The organism is Alkalihalobacterium alkalinitrilicum, from assembly GCF_002019605.1.
Classification (GTDB): Bacteria; Bacillota; Bacilli; order Bacillales; family Bacillaceae_F; genus Alkalihalobacterium; species Alkalihalobacterium alkalinitrilicum.
In genome coordinates this window covers 5,469,250-5,484,033 of sequence record NZ_KV917368.1, presented here as the reverse complement: position 1 = coordinate 5,484,033, position 14,784 = coordinate 5,469,250, and the positions used below count along the sequence as shown (strand labels likewise).

The window sequence follows — 14,784 nt, the reverse complement described above, 5'->3', positions numbered from 1 at the left end:
AACTATTAAAGCTTACTAATTAACGTTTGAATTGTTTCATTTAGCTCTGCTACAGAAACTTCTAGCATTTCACCGGTTTTTCGAACTTTCACTTCGACAATTCCTTCAGCAGCTTTTTTTCCTACACCAATTCGAATAGGTAATCCGATCAAGTCCGCATCTTTGAATTTCACCCCAGCTCGTTCAGGTCGCTCGTCATAAAGTACATCTAAACGATTGGCTCTAAGTTCATCATAGAGCTTGTCCGCAAGTTTTAACTGCGCTTCGTCCTTCACATTAATGGCAATGAGATGAATATCGAAAGGGGATACTGATTTTGGCCATAAAAGTCCATTTTCGTCATTACTTTGTTCAACAATAGCTGCTACAGTTCGAGAAACACCAATACCATAACAACCCATAATCATAGGCTGTGTTTTACCTTGATCATCAAGGTAATTTGCTCCTAACGCTTCACTATATTTCGTTCCTAATTTAAATACGTGTCCAACTTCAATTCCTTTAGCAAAGCGGATCGTTCCTTTGCCATCAGGGGAAGGATCACCTTCTTGAATAAGACGTAAATCAGTGAAGGTTGAAACCGTAAAATCTCGCTCAGGATTTACATTTTGAAAGTGAAAACCTAATTCATTGGCACCGCAAATTGCGTTTACAACATACTGGACAGCTACATCCGCGACAACTTTAATATCAGAAGGTAAACCTATTGGTCCAATATATCCTGTTTCACAGTTTAAGAATTGCTTTGCCTGTTCAGGAGAAGCTAATTCAACAACACCTTTATCAAAAAGATTTTTCACTTTTATTTCGTTTACTTCATGATCTCCACGAACGAGTACTAATAAGGGTTCTTCATTAACTGTATAAAGTATAGCCTTAATCATTCGATCTGAAGATTGTTTGAAGAAGTTTTCTAAATCCTCAATCGTTTTAACATTAGGCGTTTCTACTTTTTCAAGAGCTTCTTCTGTCTCATCACTCTTAGTATAGTTCACATGTACAGGTGCAATTTCTATATTAGCTGCAAATTCAGATTGATCAGAATAAGCAATTGTATCTTCTCCTACTTCAGTTAACACCATGAATTCATGTGTATCTGTTCCACCAATAGCACCACTATCAGCTTCAACAGCACGAAAATCGAGGCCAAAACGCTTAAAAATCCGAGTATATGCATCATACATTTTTTGATAACTGACATCTAAACCTTCTTTTGACGTATCAAAAGAATAAGCGTCTTTCATAATAAATTCACGGGACCTAAGGACTCCAAAGCGTGGTCTACGTTCATCACGATATTTCGTTTGAATTTGATATAAATTTATTGGTAACTTTTTATAAGACTTAACATCATCACGAACAAGGCTAGTAATAACTTCTTCATGAGTAGCCCCGAGAACGAAGTCACGTTCGTGGCGATCTTTCAATCGCATTAGTTCTGGTCCATAATCACCTAAACGTCCTGATTCTTCCCACAATTCAGCAGGTTGAATTGCTGGCATTAACACTTCAATCGCTCCTGAAGCATCCATTTCTTCACGAATAATCTCTTCTACCTTTTTTAATACTCTCTTTCCTAACGGTAAATAACTATAAATCCCTGATGCAGTTTGGCGGATCATTCCTGCCCGTAGCATTAGCTGATGACTAGCAATCTCAGCATCAGCCGGTACTTCACGCATCGTTGGGATGAAGTATGAGCTTTGTTTCATTGTTTTTCCCTTCCTTCAACACTATTAGATGAGCTTCAAAAAAGAATCTCTCCTTTGAGAAGCTCACATTTTATTTATAAAAAGAATTTATTTATATCATTCCAGGTCACCACTAGCATGAGTAACATTAATAATGCAAACCCAATGAAGTGAACTAATCCCTCTTTTTGTGGATCAATTGGTTTTCCACGAACAGCTTCTAATCCAATAAACATTAATCGTCCACCATCAAGAGCTGGAAGTGGAAGTAAGTTAATAATTCCAAGGTTAACACTTAATATAGCAGCCCACTTCATTAGAACAAAAATGCCCATTTCAGCTGCCTGACCAGTATAATTATAAATTCCTACGGGGCCCGCTAACTGATCCAACGAAAATTGACCAGTTACTAACATTCCAAGAGCTTCAAAAATGAGTTTAGCAAATACGTACGTTTCCGTTACTCCATATTTAATAGATCCTAAAACATTAAATGCTGTTGATTGACCGACACCTATAAACCCTTCAGGTTCTCCCATCGGTCCTGGTCGTTCATGCGGAGTAACAACGGCTTCAAATACTTGCCCATTACGCTCAACTTCAAATACTAATTCCTGATTCGGGTGTTGTTGAATAACTGAAGTTAAGTCTTCCCACGTCTCAAGAGGTTGACCATTAATCGACAAAATTCTATCATTTTCTATTAGTTCAGCTTTAGCTGCTGCTCCTTCAGGAGAGACCATACCAATTCTAGATTCGTCTACAGGCATTCCAGCTAATAATGCAAAGGCAGTTAAAATGATAAAAGCCAACACAAAGTTCATGAGAGGACCTGCAAAGATAGCAAGTGCTCGTTGTGGAACCGTTTTAGACCCGAACTGACGGTCAAGCGGTGCAATTTGCGTAGGTTCCTCATCATAGATTAAACACGCTTTATCATCGACTGGGTAAGAGACGAGTTCCCCATCTTCGTAGGCTTCGATAAATAAATCTTTTTCTAGATCGACACGCTCAACAGTTACAATTCTTGCCTCAGGATGTTTCGATTTATTATTGACAATGATTTCTGATATTTTATTTCTTCTGTTAAATACTAAGCCAACTTCATATCCTGGTTTGATTTGAACTAATTCAGGGTCCTCACCAGCCATCCGCACAAATCCACCTAAAGGTAATAGCCTAATCGTATATAAGGTTTCGTCTTTCTTAAAAGAAAACAATTTCGGTCCAAACCCTATAGCAAATTCTCGGCATAAAATCCCTGCACGTTTTGCAAAATACAAATGACCCCATTCATGGATAAACACGAGTAAACCGAAGATTATAATTATGGCTATTAAAGTATTCATGAACGTATCCCCACCTTTTATAACATGAGTGAGTGAACAAACCTTCTAGTTTGTTGATCCACTTCAATAATAGTTTCTAACGAAGGTTCCTTAATCAATTCATGTCTTTCTAATGCTTGTTCAATATAATTTTCAATTTGTAAAAATGTAATTTTCTTTTCGAGAAATGCGGCAACCGCTTCTTCATTTGCAGCGTTCAAAACAGTAGGCATTGTACCTCCGATTCGACCAGCGTCATATGCAAATTTCAAACAACGATAACGTTCAAAATTGGGTTTTTCAAAATGAAGCTTTCCTACTTCCCATAAGTTTAACCGTTCTTGTTTCTTGAAATCAAGCCTCTCGGGAAAGCTCAGCGCATATTGTATTGGCACTCGCATATCTGGTGTACCTAACTGCGCTATAACACTCCCATCAATATACTCAACCATAGAATGAATAATACTTTCCTTATGTAATATAACTTCAATTTGGTCATACGGCGTATCAAATAGCCAGTGAGCTTCAATTACTTCCAATCCTTTGTTCATCATCGTTGCTGAATCAATGGTTATCTTTGCACCCATGGACCAGTTAGGATGATTTAATGCATCTTCGACTGTTACATCAATTAACTCTTCACGACGTTTATCTCTAAAGCTACCACCTGAAGCTGTTAAAACCAATTTACTAACCTTTTTTACGTCTTCACCTTGGAGGCATTGAAAAATAGCTGAATGTTCACTATCTACTGGAAGAAGTGTTACCCCATTTTGTTTAGCCTTTTGTGTCACAATATGCCCAGCTGTAACTAATGTCTCCTTGTTAGCAATCGCAATTGTTTTTTTTGCTTCAATTGCTGCCAGTGTTGGACCCAAACCAACGCTTCCTATGACTGCGTTAACAAGAATATCCGCCTCTGAATACGTTGCCACTTCAACGAGACCATCTACACCGTAGATTAACTTCACTTCACTTGGTACATCGTGTTTAATTTGTTCATATGTTTCTTTCGTTAACACAGATAAAAGCTTCGGCTTAAATTGCTGAATTTGCTTTAATCCTAAATCCACATTTTTACCAATCGACATTGCAACAAGTTCAAAGCGGTCAGGGTGTTGATTAATAATATCCAACGTCTGAGTGCCAATAGAACCAGTAGCACCTAATAAACTGATTTTTTTCAACGAATTCACCCTTTACTACAAAACACATTTTTATATTAATTGTAACAAATGGAGGATAGGCATAACATAAATAAGACTATCAAAGCGATCTAACATACCTCCATGACCAGGTAAAACATTACCAGAATCCTTAACTACATAATGACGCTTCAATGCAGATTCCACTAAATCCCCCATTTGTCCAAATACAGAGGCAACTAAAATGACAAGCCCTAAGACAATATACGAGTCAAAGATTGGAAAAAGAAGTTGAAAGATAAAACCTATGACAAAAGCACAGATTATTCCTCCTACTGACCCCTCTATTGTTTTCTTTGGACTAATATCTGGCCATAGCTTTCGTTTCCCTAATTTTCGGCCGACAAAATAAGCCCCTGAATCGGTAGCCCAGATAATAAACATTACAAAAAATACAAGTGCTAGTCCATTCTCTGCTTCTAATCGCGTTGAAATCAAATAATGAAACCCAAAACCAACATAGACAGATGAAAGAATAATAAATCCTACTTCATCAAATGTGTATTTATTTTTCGTAATGACTGTTGTCATCAATAATATTACTATCATAAATACAAATATTTCAACTTTGGTCACGTGGGAAAGGAATGATAAGTCAAGCCAATTCGTAGGTACAAGCAAAATCCACATTAAAATTAAGCTCACAAGGCCTATAAAAGAGAAAGGAGGTATTTTTTTCATTTTTAATAGTTCGACCATTGCTATCGAAGCAACTAAAAGGATCGTCAATGTAAATGGTAATCCTCCTAGAACTATTAATGGGATAAAAACCGATGCAGCTATGACCGCAGTAATAATTCGTTGTTTCACTGATCTTCCTCCTCTCTATACGCCACCGTATCTACGGCCCCTTTTTTGAAAAACACGTATAGCCTCCTCAAAATGCTCTTCTGTAAAATCTGGCCATAAAACATCTGTAAACCAAAATTCACTATATGCTAACTGCCAAAGCATAAAATTACTTAATCGAAGTTCACCGCTCGTACGAATAAGCAAATCAGGATCACTCAAATCACTTGTCATTAAGTGTTGTTGAATGTATCCTTCTGAGATTTGTTCTGGTGAAAGTTTACCTTGTTCAACTTCAATGGCTAAAGCACGAATCGCTTTTACGATTTCAATTCGACTCCCGTAATTTAGTGCAAAATTTAAAATTAATCCTGTATTATCTTTCGTTTCTTCGATAGCCGTTTCTACAGCACGAAGTGTATGTGAGGGTAATTCTTCAGCACACCCCATCAAGCGAACTTTCACATTTTCCTTTTTTAATTTAGGGAGTTCGTTACTAAGATAACGTTCGGGTAATTTCATTAAAAAATCAACTTCAGTTTTCGGCCTTTTCCAATTCTCCGTTGAAAAAGCATACAAAGTTAATACTTTTACACCTAACTCGTTTGCACGGCTAACAATTTTATTTACAACTTTCATGCCTTCACGATGGCCAGCAACCCTAGGGAGCCCTTTATTTTTAGCCCATCGACCATTGCCATCCATAATGATGGCGACGTGACTTGGAATATTTTCTAAATCCACTTCAAGTGAGGGTCTGTCTATTTCATTAGACGATTTCCACTTTTTAAACTTCTCAAGCATTTCTAGCCCTCCAAAACAACACCATCCATTTTTTCCAGATGGAATAGCTATAATACGAATCCAAGAAAATGTACCATTTTCAATAGAACAGTGTAAAAAAACCCCCTGTATTAAGAGGGTCTATTTACATTATTCTATTGTACCGTGAAATCACTTATACTTCCATGATTTCTTTTTCTTTATTTAAAGCTACTTGATCGATATCAGCGATGTGTTTATCCGTCATTTTTTGTACTTCATCCGTTGAACGACGCAGATCATCTTCTGTTAACTCGCCATCTTTTTGTAACTTTTTCAAATCATCATTAATGTCGCGGCGAATATTCCTAACTGCCACTTTTCCTTCTTCTGCATATTTTTTAACCAGTTTCACAAGTTCTTTACGACGCTCTTCGGTTAAAGCTGGGATTGTAATACGAATAATCGTTCCGTCGTTAGAAGGAGTTAGGCCTAAATCTGATTTTAAGATCGCTTTTTCTATATCTCCAATAATGGTTTTATCGAATGGCTGGATCACTAACATCCGAGCTTCTGGGACAGAAATCGTTGCTAATTGGTTTAATGGAGTTGGAGCCCCGTAGTATTCTACAGTTACTTTTTCAAGTAAACCTGGGTTTGCACGCCCTGCACGTAAGGTAGATAATTCACGATTCAGTGCATCTATTGCTTTTTTCATTCGAACTTGTGCGTCTTGCATTAATTCTTTTGACATATTAACTCCCCCTTACAACTGTTCCGATTTGTTCACCTAGAACAGCACGTTTTATATTTCCTTCTTCCATAATTGAAAAAACAATAAGTGGTATATCGTTGTCCATACACAATGAAGAAGCAGTTGAATCCATTACAGCTAATCCTTCTTTCAATAAATCAAGGTACGTAATCGATTCGTATTTCTTTGCGGTTGCATCAACCGCTGGATCTGCACTGTATACACCATCTACTTTATTTTTAGCCATAAGGATCACTTCGGCTTCTATTTCAGCAGCTCTTAAAGCAGCAGTTGTATCCGTTGAGAAATACGGATTACCCGTACCTGCAGCAAAAATCACGACACGTTTTTTCTCTAGGTGACGAATTGCCTTTCGGCGAATATAAGGTTCTGCTACTTGTCTCATTTCAATCGATGTTTGAACACGTGTTTGCACGCCAATCGTTTCAAGACTGTCTTGAAGAGCTAGTGAGTTCATTACCGTTGCTAACATACCCATGTAGTCAGCCGTCGCGCGGTCCATTCCTTTTGCACTACCTGCCATACCGCGCCAAATGTTTCCTCCACCTACAACAACAGCTACTTCAACATCTAATTCAATAATTTCCTTAACTTGAGTTGCAATCGATTGGATGACTGCTGGGTCAATCCCATATCCTAAGTCACCAGCTAATGCTTCGCCACTTAGTTTTAGGACTACGCGATTATATTTGCTCATGTTTACCTCCATTAGCGCCAAATAGGTCCATCTATTACCTTAAGGGCATCAAATGCTCTTTTTGAAAAATAGGGAACACAGAGTGCTCCCTACAGTTAAGTTTAATAATTATTTCTTCACTTGAGACATTACTTCTTCAGCGAAGTTGTCTTCACGTTTTTCCATACCTTCGCCTACTTCATAGCGAATGAATGTTTGAACAGATGCCCCTTTGTTTGCAACATATTTACCTACTTTATGGTCACTATCTTTAACAAATGGTTGGTCAAGTAAACATACATCTTCAAAATATTTGCTTAAGCGGCCTTCCACCATTTTCTCAACGATGTTTTCTGGCTTTCCTTCGTTAAGTGCTTGTTGCTTTAATACTTCACGCTCACGGCTTACTTCTTCAGCTGGAACTTCATCACGTGATACGTAAATTGGCTTAATTGCTGCAATATGCATTGCAACGTCTTTTGCTAAGCTTTCATCAGTTGTGCCGTCAAGAACCGTAAGAACTGCGATACGTCCTCCCATATGTAAATAAGAACCGAACACAGCTGTATCTGCTTTTTCTACAATTTCAAAGCGACGAAGAGAAATCTTCTCACCAATTTTTGCGATCTGACTGTTGATATACGCTTCAACCGTTTCACCGTTCATCGTTTGAGATAATGCTTCCTCAACCGTTGCAGGGTTGTTTGCTAACACTTGTTTCGCTAACTCTGCTACTAAGTTCTTAAAGTTGTCGTTTTTCGCAACAAAGTCTGTTTCAGAGTTAATCTCAACGATGACTGCTTTGTTTCCTTCAGTTGCTACGTATGCTAAACCTTCAGCAGCAATACGGTCTGCTTTTTTAGCAGCTTTTGCAATTCCTTTTTCACGAAGGAAGTCAATTGCTTTTTCCATATCACCATTCGTTTCTACTAATGCTTTTTTGCAGTCCATCATCCCTGCACCTGTTTTTTCACGTAATTCTTTTACCATGCTAGCAGTAATTGCCATCATCAATTCCTCCTTATGGTTGTATGTAATTTTTTTGCATATAACATGATTTTTCAAATTCTTGACTGTATATATGTCGTTGTTTTGAATAGGCCAATCCTTATATGCATGTTCACTTTAAAGAAAAGTAACCTAACATTTGATTACTAGTCTTTTTGAAAAAAAGGTGATAAAGGGCAAACCCCTTTACCACCCTTTTGAAGAGCAAATGAAATTAAACCGTTTCTTCTACTTCTACTTGCTCTTGGCTTTCATTACCAGCAGCTGAAGTAGCTTCGATAATAGCATCAGCCATTTTACCAGTAAGAAGCTTTACGGCACGAATTGCATCATCGTTACCAGGAATAACATAGTCAATCTCATCTGGATCACAGTTTGTATCTACAATAGCAACAATTGGGATGTTTAGTTTATGAGCTTCTGCAATTGCAATACGTTCTTTACGTGGATCGATAATGAATAAAGCATCTGGAACTGCTTTCATATCTTTAATTCCACCTAAGAACTTTTCAAGACGATCCATTTCCTTCTTAAGAAGAATTACTTCTTTCTTAGGAAGTACTTCAAACGTACCGTCTTCTTGCATTCTTTCAAGCTCTTTTAAGCGTCCAACACGTTTTTGGATTGTAGTGAAATTTGTTAGCGTACCACCTAACCAACGTTGGTTGATGAAATACATTCCACAACGCTCAGCTTCTTCTTTAACAGAATCTTGAGCTTGTTTCTTTGTACCAACAAACAAAACTTTTCCTCCGTCTGCTGCTAGGTCTCTTACAAAATTGTAAGCTTCCTCAACCTTTTTAACAGTCTTTTGTAAATCGATGATGTAAATTCCGTTACGTTCTGTGAAGATGTAGCGAGACATCTTTGGGTTCCAACGACGAGTTTGGTGACCGAAGTGTACCCCTGCCTCTAGTAATTGTTTCATTGAAATTACTGCCACATCAAACACCTCCTTCAATGGTTTTTGTTTTCCTCCGCAATCGTCATCTTTAAGTAAGACTGAAAATAATTCAGCACCCCTACTTAAATTAGAATGCGTGTGTGATTAACACCGTGAATTAATATACCACAACGAGAAAGTAATAGCAAGGGAGCTAGAATATTTTATCGATAAAATTTTATCATTAACTCTACTTCGCCTTTTCCGAGACTTAATTTTTTTGCAATTTCTTCAGATGAAAACCCTTGCTCGGCTAGTAGTAACACTTTTGCTGTATTGGACTGCTCATACATATCTGGTTCATCTACTTGAATCGTTGGTGGTTGATAATCTTCATATTTATATTGATCCACTGTATGGCGCTGAGTAACATCTTCCTTGATCTCCTCTTTACTGTTTATCACAATAGGCTCATGTTCAACTTTTAATTGTTCCATTACTTTCTCATTAAGGGATACTGGTGAAGTATTTGCTTCTTGCAGCATCTTAACTTGTTCTAGCAGCTTTTCATTTTCTTCCTTCATTTCAGTTGTGTAAGCGACTAACAAATCCTCTATTTCGCGTTTAATTTTTTCATCATTAATTGGACTTATTTGTTGATTGTTAACTTTTTGGAGCAAAGTTATGATCCATAGGAAAGTAAGCAAATGTAATACTAGACTAGTAGTTAGTAAAAATTGAACCATATATGTTCTCCTTAACCTGAAAAATCGACATATTTCCCCTTATATGGGTGCTCTACATTTATTTCACGTTCTTTTTCTCGTTTATGTTTTCTAGGTTCCTGTTGCTGATGTTTTTCTTTTTCATTTTCTTTATCAGGTTCTAGCTTACTAGGGTCTGATGAATCAGACTTATTAACTTGCTTTCGCTTTTGGTCTAGTTCCTTCTTATGTTCATTAGCAATAATATCTTGTCCTACTTGACCACGTTGCTGTAATTGTTCTTGTATCTTCCCTGCTGTTTGAGCGCGTGGAAAAGATCCTTGCATTTCGACTGGTCTTAAACTCATCGATAGTCACACTCCACTGTTTTGTTAAATTCATTATAATGGAATGATTTGTATTTCACTATCAATAATAGAAACTTTTACATACTGATGATTAACTGTAATTTTTCTTCGATATTTACCAAAAGTTAAATTTACATTTGGATACATATGACGTTTTACTTTAACGACACCTGTCTGACTTTGTATTAGTTCCTCGTTCAATTCTAATAATTCTTCTTCAGCTATCGCTTTTTTTTCTTCTGTTTGATTGATCGTATTTTTTACTCGTAATTTCATTATTCGTTCTTTTGGCTGTAAAGCTTTTCCTTGTTGTTCCTTTAATTCAAAAACGAGTAGTAATTTATTAAGCTTTTCTAATTCTTCTGAGGCTAGCTTTAATTGCTTTTGGTGTGTTGTTATACTTTCTAATACCTGTTGATGGACTCCAATGAACAGTTCTGTTGTAGTGTGCATATTATTACCAATTTCGTTAGCGCTAATTTCATGGCCTGCCGATAATTGTCCACCGACAATATTACCTTTCCCTTTTGTACAGTCAATACTACCGTTAACGATGCATTTACTATGTAAGATCGATTGATTAACGAAAACATTACCTTCCGCTTCGACATTCCCTTGATTAATAAAACTTGTATGTATATCCTTTTTTGCCTTTACTATTCCTTTTCCTTGACCGACAATCCCAGCAGCTACGAATATTGAACCTTCTGAAATTAATGTAGCAGCTTCGACTGTTCCTTGAACTCGAATATCCCCTTTAGCCTTCACTTCAAAACCAGCTGGTACATTTCCTCGTATCGTTACATTACCTATAAATTCAATATTTCCAGTTTTCATATCAAGGTCACCATGTACTTGGTACACTGGGTACACATGAATCGTTTTTGTTTCTATACAGCGCTGCCCGTCTACTTGTGCGATTAATTTTAATTTATCTTCAGAAACGGATGTATTTTTTCCAGGGCGTAATATAAAATCCTTTCCAGATTTTGCAGAAATTTCTTCCCCTATTACATTTAAACCAGGTTGGCCGATTGTCGCTTCAATTTTTTTACCGACAACTTGACCTTGTTTTACAGAAGGAATATCAGCGACATTTTTCAAATCAACCCGGACCACTTTTTCGTTAATTCCATTGTTCATGTCTAACTGAACTGCATCTAGATATGCATTATTGCCGTTGATTGGGCTTTTCCCTTCTGCAATAACAATTGGAGATGTGATACTTCCGTTATCATCGACGATCTTTTTTAAGTTTTCTACATATATCCCAAAAATAACACCATGTTCTTTCACCCAATTTTGTAATTCTTCTAGGACAAGTTCTGTATTTTCACCAATTTTTTGATGTTGAAGCATCGTTGCTCTCATCTTATCATTACTAATTTGAATTTCAAAAATGTCATCTAAGTGACTCATTGTTTTTCCACCGCTTTCGATTAGCATTTGTTAGCTTATCGCACTTTTTAATACTTGCTGTAGTCTAAATAAAGCCTTAGAGTGAATTTGTGAAATACGGGATGTAGATAAGCCTAACACTTGTCCTATTTCTGTTAACGTTAATTCTTCAAAATAAAACAGACTAATTACCATCTGTTCTTTTTCGTTCAAATTTTGAATTACTCGAACTAATTCTTTTTTAGTAGCCCCTTCCATTACAGATTGTTCTGGGGTTAACGTTCGTTTATCTTCAATTGTTGCTTTATATGATTCATCGCGGTCAGATTCGTTCGTCTTTTCGTCCATGGAAAGCATATTCGCATAAAAACTTTCAGACATTATATGCATGACTTCTTCTTCTGTCATTCCTAATTCATTTGCTACTTCATTCGCTTTAACATACCGCCCTAATGATTGTTCTAGCCGCTCAATCGTTGCTTCTACTTTTTTTGATTTTTCCCTTAACGATCGAGGTAACCAGTCTTCTTTTCTTAGCCCATCAATTATGGCTCCGCGAATTCGAAATGAGGCATACGTATCAAACTTTAAATCCCGCCGTGAATCAAACTTTTCTAGCGCATCATACAAACCCATCATCCCATGACTCATTAAATCATCCTTATTTACATTGCGTGGAAGCCCTGAACCCACACGACTCACATGATACCGAACGAGTGGCATATATAAACGTATTAATGAGTCTGCAGCCTCACCATCTTTAGTACAAAGCCACTTATCCCATAATTTTTGTTCCTCATATAAAGATGCTTCAGGCATGATTAAACCTCCTTGTCACCGAGATGTTCATTCTAAATTAATAGTTATGATAAATTATTCCCTAATGAACGTAAAAAACGAATTGAAAAGTGAAGTTACGGAAGCATAGATGTTATTAAATTCCCTAACATTAAATTTCCTTAGCCCCTTGACTAACCGTTCGGATATGTAATTTTTTTGTTGAAGGATTAAATTCTATCGTTCGACCACTACTGCCCCCAACATCTTGTGCTACGATTGGTATTCTAAGCTCTTTCAATTTTTCTCTCACAGCATCAACATTTCTTGGGCCAATCCTCATCATATCGTTCGTACTTGAAAAATGAAACATTTGAGCTCCACCAGCGATTTTTGCTCTTAGAGCATGGGTTTTTGCCCCTGCACTTTTCAACTGCTGGATCAATTCAACAATGGCAGTATCTGCATACTTGGCAACGTTTAAAGTACCCGTCTTAGCAAGTGTTGAATCTGGAAGCATAATGTGTGCCATCCCTGAAATATATGAATAATCGTCATATAAAACAACTCCAACACATGATCCTAACCCAGATGTTCTAATCGTTTGTGGGGATTTAACTATATTTAGATCAGCCATTCCAACTTTTACAACTTCACTCATCCATCTCTACCCCTAAAGCATTAAATATTCGCCCAAACGCATTAGGATCTGGAAGTAAAAAGAAATGCCCACTTGAATGCTGAAACTCATCATTAACTTCATGAACTTCAGTATTAATAACAATAACATAATCACTTACTTGTGATACTTCAATTAACCCATAACTTAATATAGCACCTGCTAAATCAATACTTATCGCAGGAACTGATGGCTGTAAATTCAATCGTGTAAAATCTGAAAGAGCGGAGAGATAAGAACCTGCTAATATATTCCCCATCTCTTGTAAAGCAGACAACCCAATTTCATCAAACGGGGGTTCAGCTAACTGGAATTTTGAATTGCCAGTTAAACGTTGGATGAGCTGTTCTGCCTCAAAAATCGGAAGTAGTAAAAACATGCTTCCTGGTGCCTCTCCTTCTAATCTAAGAAAAATAGCTGCAACTACTTGATCCGCACCTCCAACTAACTCTGTAATTTCTTGGAAAGAGATGATTTTTACAGATGGTACTTTCATATCAATGCTTTTATTTAATAACTTTGAAAGTGCTGTCGCTGCATTACCAGCACCAATATTACCTATCTCTTTTAAAACATCTAAATGGTACGGCTTAATTCGTTCATAATAACTCATATCCAACCTCTCCCTACAACACTTTTTTATATTTCTATAGGGTAAATCAAGTAACTAACTCACTAATACGCATACTTATTTTCTTTAGGTGGACCACTTCATCTACTTGATTTGTTTTGATTGCTGCACGGGGCATTCCAAAGACAATACACGATTCCTTTGCTTCAGCAATCGAATACGTATTACATTGTTTTTTCAATTTTATTAGTCCTTGGGAACCATCTGCTCCCATTCCTGTCATAACAACCGTAAGAATGCTATAGTTTGAAAGGTCAGCTAAAGATTCGAACAAAACATCAACTGACGGCCGATGACCATTTCGTGGTGATAATTGATTTAATTGAACAGCTAACGTCGTCCCGATTTTCTTGACATTTAAGTGTGAACCTCCTGGTGCTATGTATGCAACACCACATTTTATTATCTCACCGTCCTCTGCTTCTTTCACTTCAATACTGCACAAAGAATTTAGGCGATTGGCCAAAGATTTCGTAAACCCTGCTGGCATATGCTGTACGACAAGGATTGGAGCATTAATTGCAGACGGTATCTTAGTTAATACTTCTTGTAAAGCTTTGGGGCCTCCTGTGGAAGTACCGATCGCAACCACCTTTTTCCTACTATCTGCCATAAATTGATAAGATGTTCCCGATTTATGACTATCCTTACTATGAATCGAATTAATTAAGTCCTTTCGGGCATTCTTCATAAAATTATTCACTTTTGATTGAGCTGCCAAAATCACTTTCTCAATCAATTCATCCTTAATTTTATAAATATCAAGTGATATGGCTCCAGATGTTTTGGTAATAAAATCAACGGCACCATATTCCATCGCCAACACCGTATTTTCAGCACCTTGTAATGTTATACTACTGACCATCACGACAGGAATAGGTTTTTTTTTCATTATCTTTCTTAACGTTACCAACCCGTCCATTACTGGCATTTCGACATCTAGAGTAATAACTGATGGCGTTATCGTTGTTAATTTATTAAGAGCATCCTGTCCGTTTCTTGCCGTACCAACTACTTCAATCCGCTCATCTTGTTGTAATAGATCAGTGATGACCTTCCTCATAAATGCAGAATCATCAACAACTAAAACAGTGATTTTGTCTTGCACAA

At 37.0% G+C, this 14,784-nt stretch carries 16 protein-coding genes; all 16 read right to left on the bottom strand.

Translation table 11 applies throughout. The features are described from left to right. Positions 1 to 5: 5 nt before the first annotated feature. The gene (locus BK574_RS26565) at positions 6 to 1,712 is read right to left on the bottom strand and encodes a proline--tRNA ligase (RefSeq protein WP_078430732.1); all 1,707 of its coding nucleotides are present in this window, start codon (positions 1,710 to 1,712) and stop codon (positions 6 to 8) included. A gap of 74 nt (positions 1,713 to 1,786) precedes the next feature. Next, a complete protein-coding gene (rseP, locus tag BK574_RS26560) occupies positions 1,787 to 3,040 on the bottom strand; it encodes an RIP metalloprotease RseP (RefSeq protein WP_075385682.1) in 1,254 nt (417 codons plus the stop codon). A gap of 17 nt (positions 3,041 to 3,057) precedes the next feature. Next, entirely contained in the window at positions 3,058 to 4,206 is a 1,149-nt protein-coding gene (locus BK574_RS26555) for a 1-deoxy-D-xylulose-5-phosphate reductoisomerase (protein WP_075385681.1), read from the bottom strand. A 30-nt stretch (positions 4,207 to 4,236) separates the two neighbouring features. Further along, the gene (locus BK574_RS26550; RefSeq protein WP_078430731.1) at positions 4,237 to 5,034 is read right to left on the bottom strand and encodes a phosphatidate cytidylyltransferase; all 798 of its coding nucleotides are present in this window, start codon (positions 5,032 to 5,034) and stop codon (positions 4,237 to 4,239) included. Between the two features lie 15 nt (positions 5,035 to 5,049). Next, a complete protein-coding gene (locus BK574_RS26545; protein WP_075385679.1) occupies positions 5,050 to 5,817 on the bottom strand; it encodes an isoprenyl transferase in 768 nt (255 codons plus the stop codon). Positions 5,818 to 5,971: 154 nt separating this feature from the next. Next, positions 5,972 to 6,529: a ribosome recycling factor gene (gene frr / locus BK574_RS26540; protein WP_075385678.1), complete on the bottom strand. Its 558-nt coding sequence runs from the start codon at positions 6,527 to 6,529 to the stop codon at positions 5,972 to 5,974. Between the two features lies 1 nt (position 6,530). Continuing rightward, on the bottom strand, positions 6,531 to 7,247 hold the full coding sequence (gene pyrH / locus BK574_RS26535; protein ID WP_075385677.1) for a UMP kinase: 717 nt from the start codon (positions 7,245 to 7,247) through the stop codon (positions 6,531 to 6,533). Between the two features lie 108 nt (positions 7,248 to 7,355). Further along, on the bottom strand, positions 7,356 to 8,234 hold the full coding sequence (gene tsf / locus BK574_RS26530; RefSeq protein WP_078430730.1) for a translation elongation factor Ts: 879 nt from the start codon (positions 8,232 to 8,234) through the stop codon (positions 7,356 to 7,358). A 214-nt stretch (positions 8,235 to 8,448) separates the two neighbouring features. Continuing rightward, positions 8,449 to 9,177, bottom strand: a complete 729-nt coding sequence (gene rpsB / locus BK574_RS26525; RefSeq protein WP_075385675.1) for a 30S ribosomal protein S2 — start codon at positions 9,175 to 9,177, stop codon at positions 8,449 to 8,451. A 164-nt stretch (positions 9,178 to 9,341) separates the two neighbouring features. Beyond that, positions 9,342 to 9,863 carry a DUF6115 domain-containing protein gene (locus BK574_RS26520; RefSeq protein WP_078430729.1) on the bottom strand — a complete coding sequence of 174 codons (522 nt, stop codon included), beginning with the start codon at positions 9,861 to 9,863 and terminating at the stop codon, positions 9,342 to 9,344. An 11-nt stretch (positions 9,864 to 9,874) separates the two neighbouring features. Then, positions 9,875 to 10,189 (bottom strand): hypothetical protein, encoded by a 315-nt coding sequence (locus BK574_RS26515; RefSeq protein ID WP_075385673.1) that lies wholly within the window; start codon positions 10,187 to 10,189, stop codon positions 9,875 to 9,877. A gap of 33 nt (positions 10,190 to 10,222) precedes the next feature. Continuing rightward, positions 10,223 to 11,608 carry a DUF342 domain-containing protein gene (locus BK574_RS26510; RefSeq protein ID WP_078430728.1) on the bottom strand — a complete coding sequence of 462 codons (1,386 nt, stop codon included), beginning with the start codon at positions 11,606 to 11,608 and terminating at the stop codon, positions 10,223 to 10,225. A 30-nt stretch (positions 11,609 to 11,638) separates the two neighbouring features. Beyond that, complete coding sequence (locus BK574_RS26505; RefSeq protein WP_078430727.1) at positions 11,639 to 12,406, bottom strand: FliA/WhiG family RNA polymerase sigma factor; 768 nt, start codon at positions 12,404 to 12,406, stop codon at positions 11,639 to 11,641. A 130-nt stretch (positions 12,407 to 12,536) separates the two neighbouring features. After that, positions 12,537 to 13,025, bottom strand: a complete 489-nt coding sequence (locus tag BK574_RS26500) for a chemotaxis protein CheD (RefSeq protein WP_078430726.1) — start codon at positions 13,023 to 13,025, stop codon at positions 12,537 to 12,539. After that, positions 13,018 to 13,656 carry a chemotaxis protein CheC gene (locus tag BK574_RS26495; protein WP_078430725.1) on the bottom strand — a complete coding sequence of 213 codons (639 nt, stop codon included), beginning with the start codon at positions 13,654 to 13,656 and terminating at the stop codon, positions 13,018 to 13,020. The genes BK574_RS26500 and BK574_RS26495 overlap by 8 nt, the downstream gene beginning before the upstream one ends. 46 nt (positions 13,657 to 13,702) lie before the next feature. Next, a complete protein-coding gene (locus tag BK574_RS26490) occupies positions 13,703 to 14,737 on the bottom strand; it encodes a protein-glutamate methylesterase/protein-glutamine glutaminase (protein ID WP_238458155.1) in 1,035 nt (344 codons plus the stop codon). Positions 14,738 to 14,784: the final 47 nt, after the last annotated feature.

What these genes read in the sequence shown, in the direction of transcription:
- BK574_RS26545 (WP_075385679.1), bottom strand. Translation starts at nt 5,817, where the DNA reads ATGCTTGAGAAGTTTAAAAAGTGGAAATCGTCTAATGAAATAGACAGA.
- BK574_RS26505 (WP_078430727.1), bottom strand. Translation starts at nt 12,406, where the DNA reads ATGCCTGAAGCATCTTTATATGAGGAACAAAAATTATGGGATAAGTGG.
- BK574_RS26520 (WP_078430729.1), bottom strand. Translation starts at nt 9,863, where the DNA reads ATGGTTCAATTTTTACTAACTACTAGTCTAGTATTACATTTGCTTACT.
- BK574_RS26490 (WP_238458155.1), bottom strand. Translation starts at nt 14,737, where the DNA reads ATGAGGAAGGTCATCACTGATCTATTACAACAAGATGAGCGGATTGAA.
- BK574_RS26510 (WP_078430728.1), bottom strand. Translation starts at nt 11,608, where the DNA reads ATGAGTCACTTAGATGACATTTTTGAAATTCAAATTAGTAATGATAAG.
- BK574_RS26495 (WP_078430725.1), bottom strand. Translation starts at nt 13,656, where the DNA reads ATGAGTTATTATGAACGAATTAAGCCGTACCATTTAGATGTTTTAAAA.
- BK574_RS26565 (WP_078430732.1), bottom strand. Translation starts at nt 1,712, where the DNA reads ATGAAACAAAGCTCATACTTCATCCCAACGATGCGTGAAGTACCGGCT.
- BK574_RS26515 (WP_075385673.1), bottom strand. Translation starts at nt 10,189, where the DNA reads ATGAGTTTAAGACCAGTCGAAATGCAAGGATCTTTTCCACGCGCTCAA.
- frr (WP_075385678.1), bottom strand. Translation starts at nt 6,529, where the DNA reads ATGTCAAAAGAATTAATGCAAGACGCACAAGTTCGAATGAAAAAAGCA.
- BK574_RS26500 (WP_078430726.1), bottom strand. Translation starts at nt 13,025, where the DNA reads ATGAGTGAAGTTGTAAAAGTTGGAATGGCTGATCTAAATATAGTTAAA.
- rseP (WP_075385682.1), bottom strand. Translation starts at nt 3,040, where the DNA reads ATGAATACTTTAATAGCCATAATTATAATCTTCGGTTTACTCGTGTTT.
- pyrH (WP_075385677.1), bottom strand. Translation starts at nt 7,247, where the DNA reads ATGAGCAAATATAATCGCGTAGTCCTAAAACTAAGTGGCGAAGCATTA.
- tsf (WP_078430730.1), bottom strand. Translation starts at nt 8,234, where the DNA reads ATGGCAATTACTGCTAGCATGGTAAAAGAATTACGTGAAAAAACAGGT.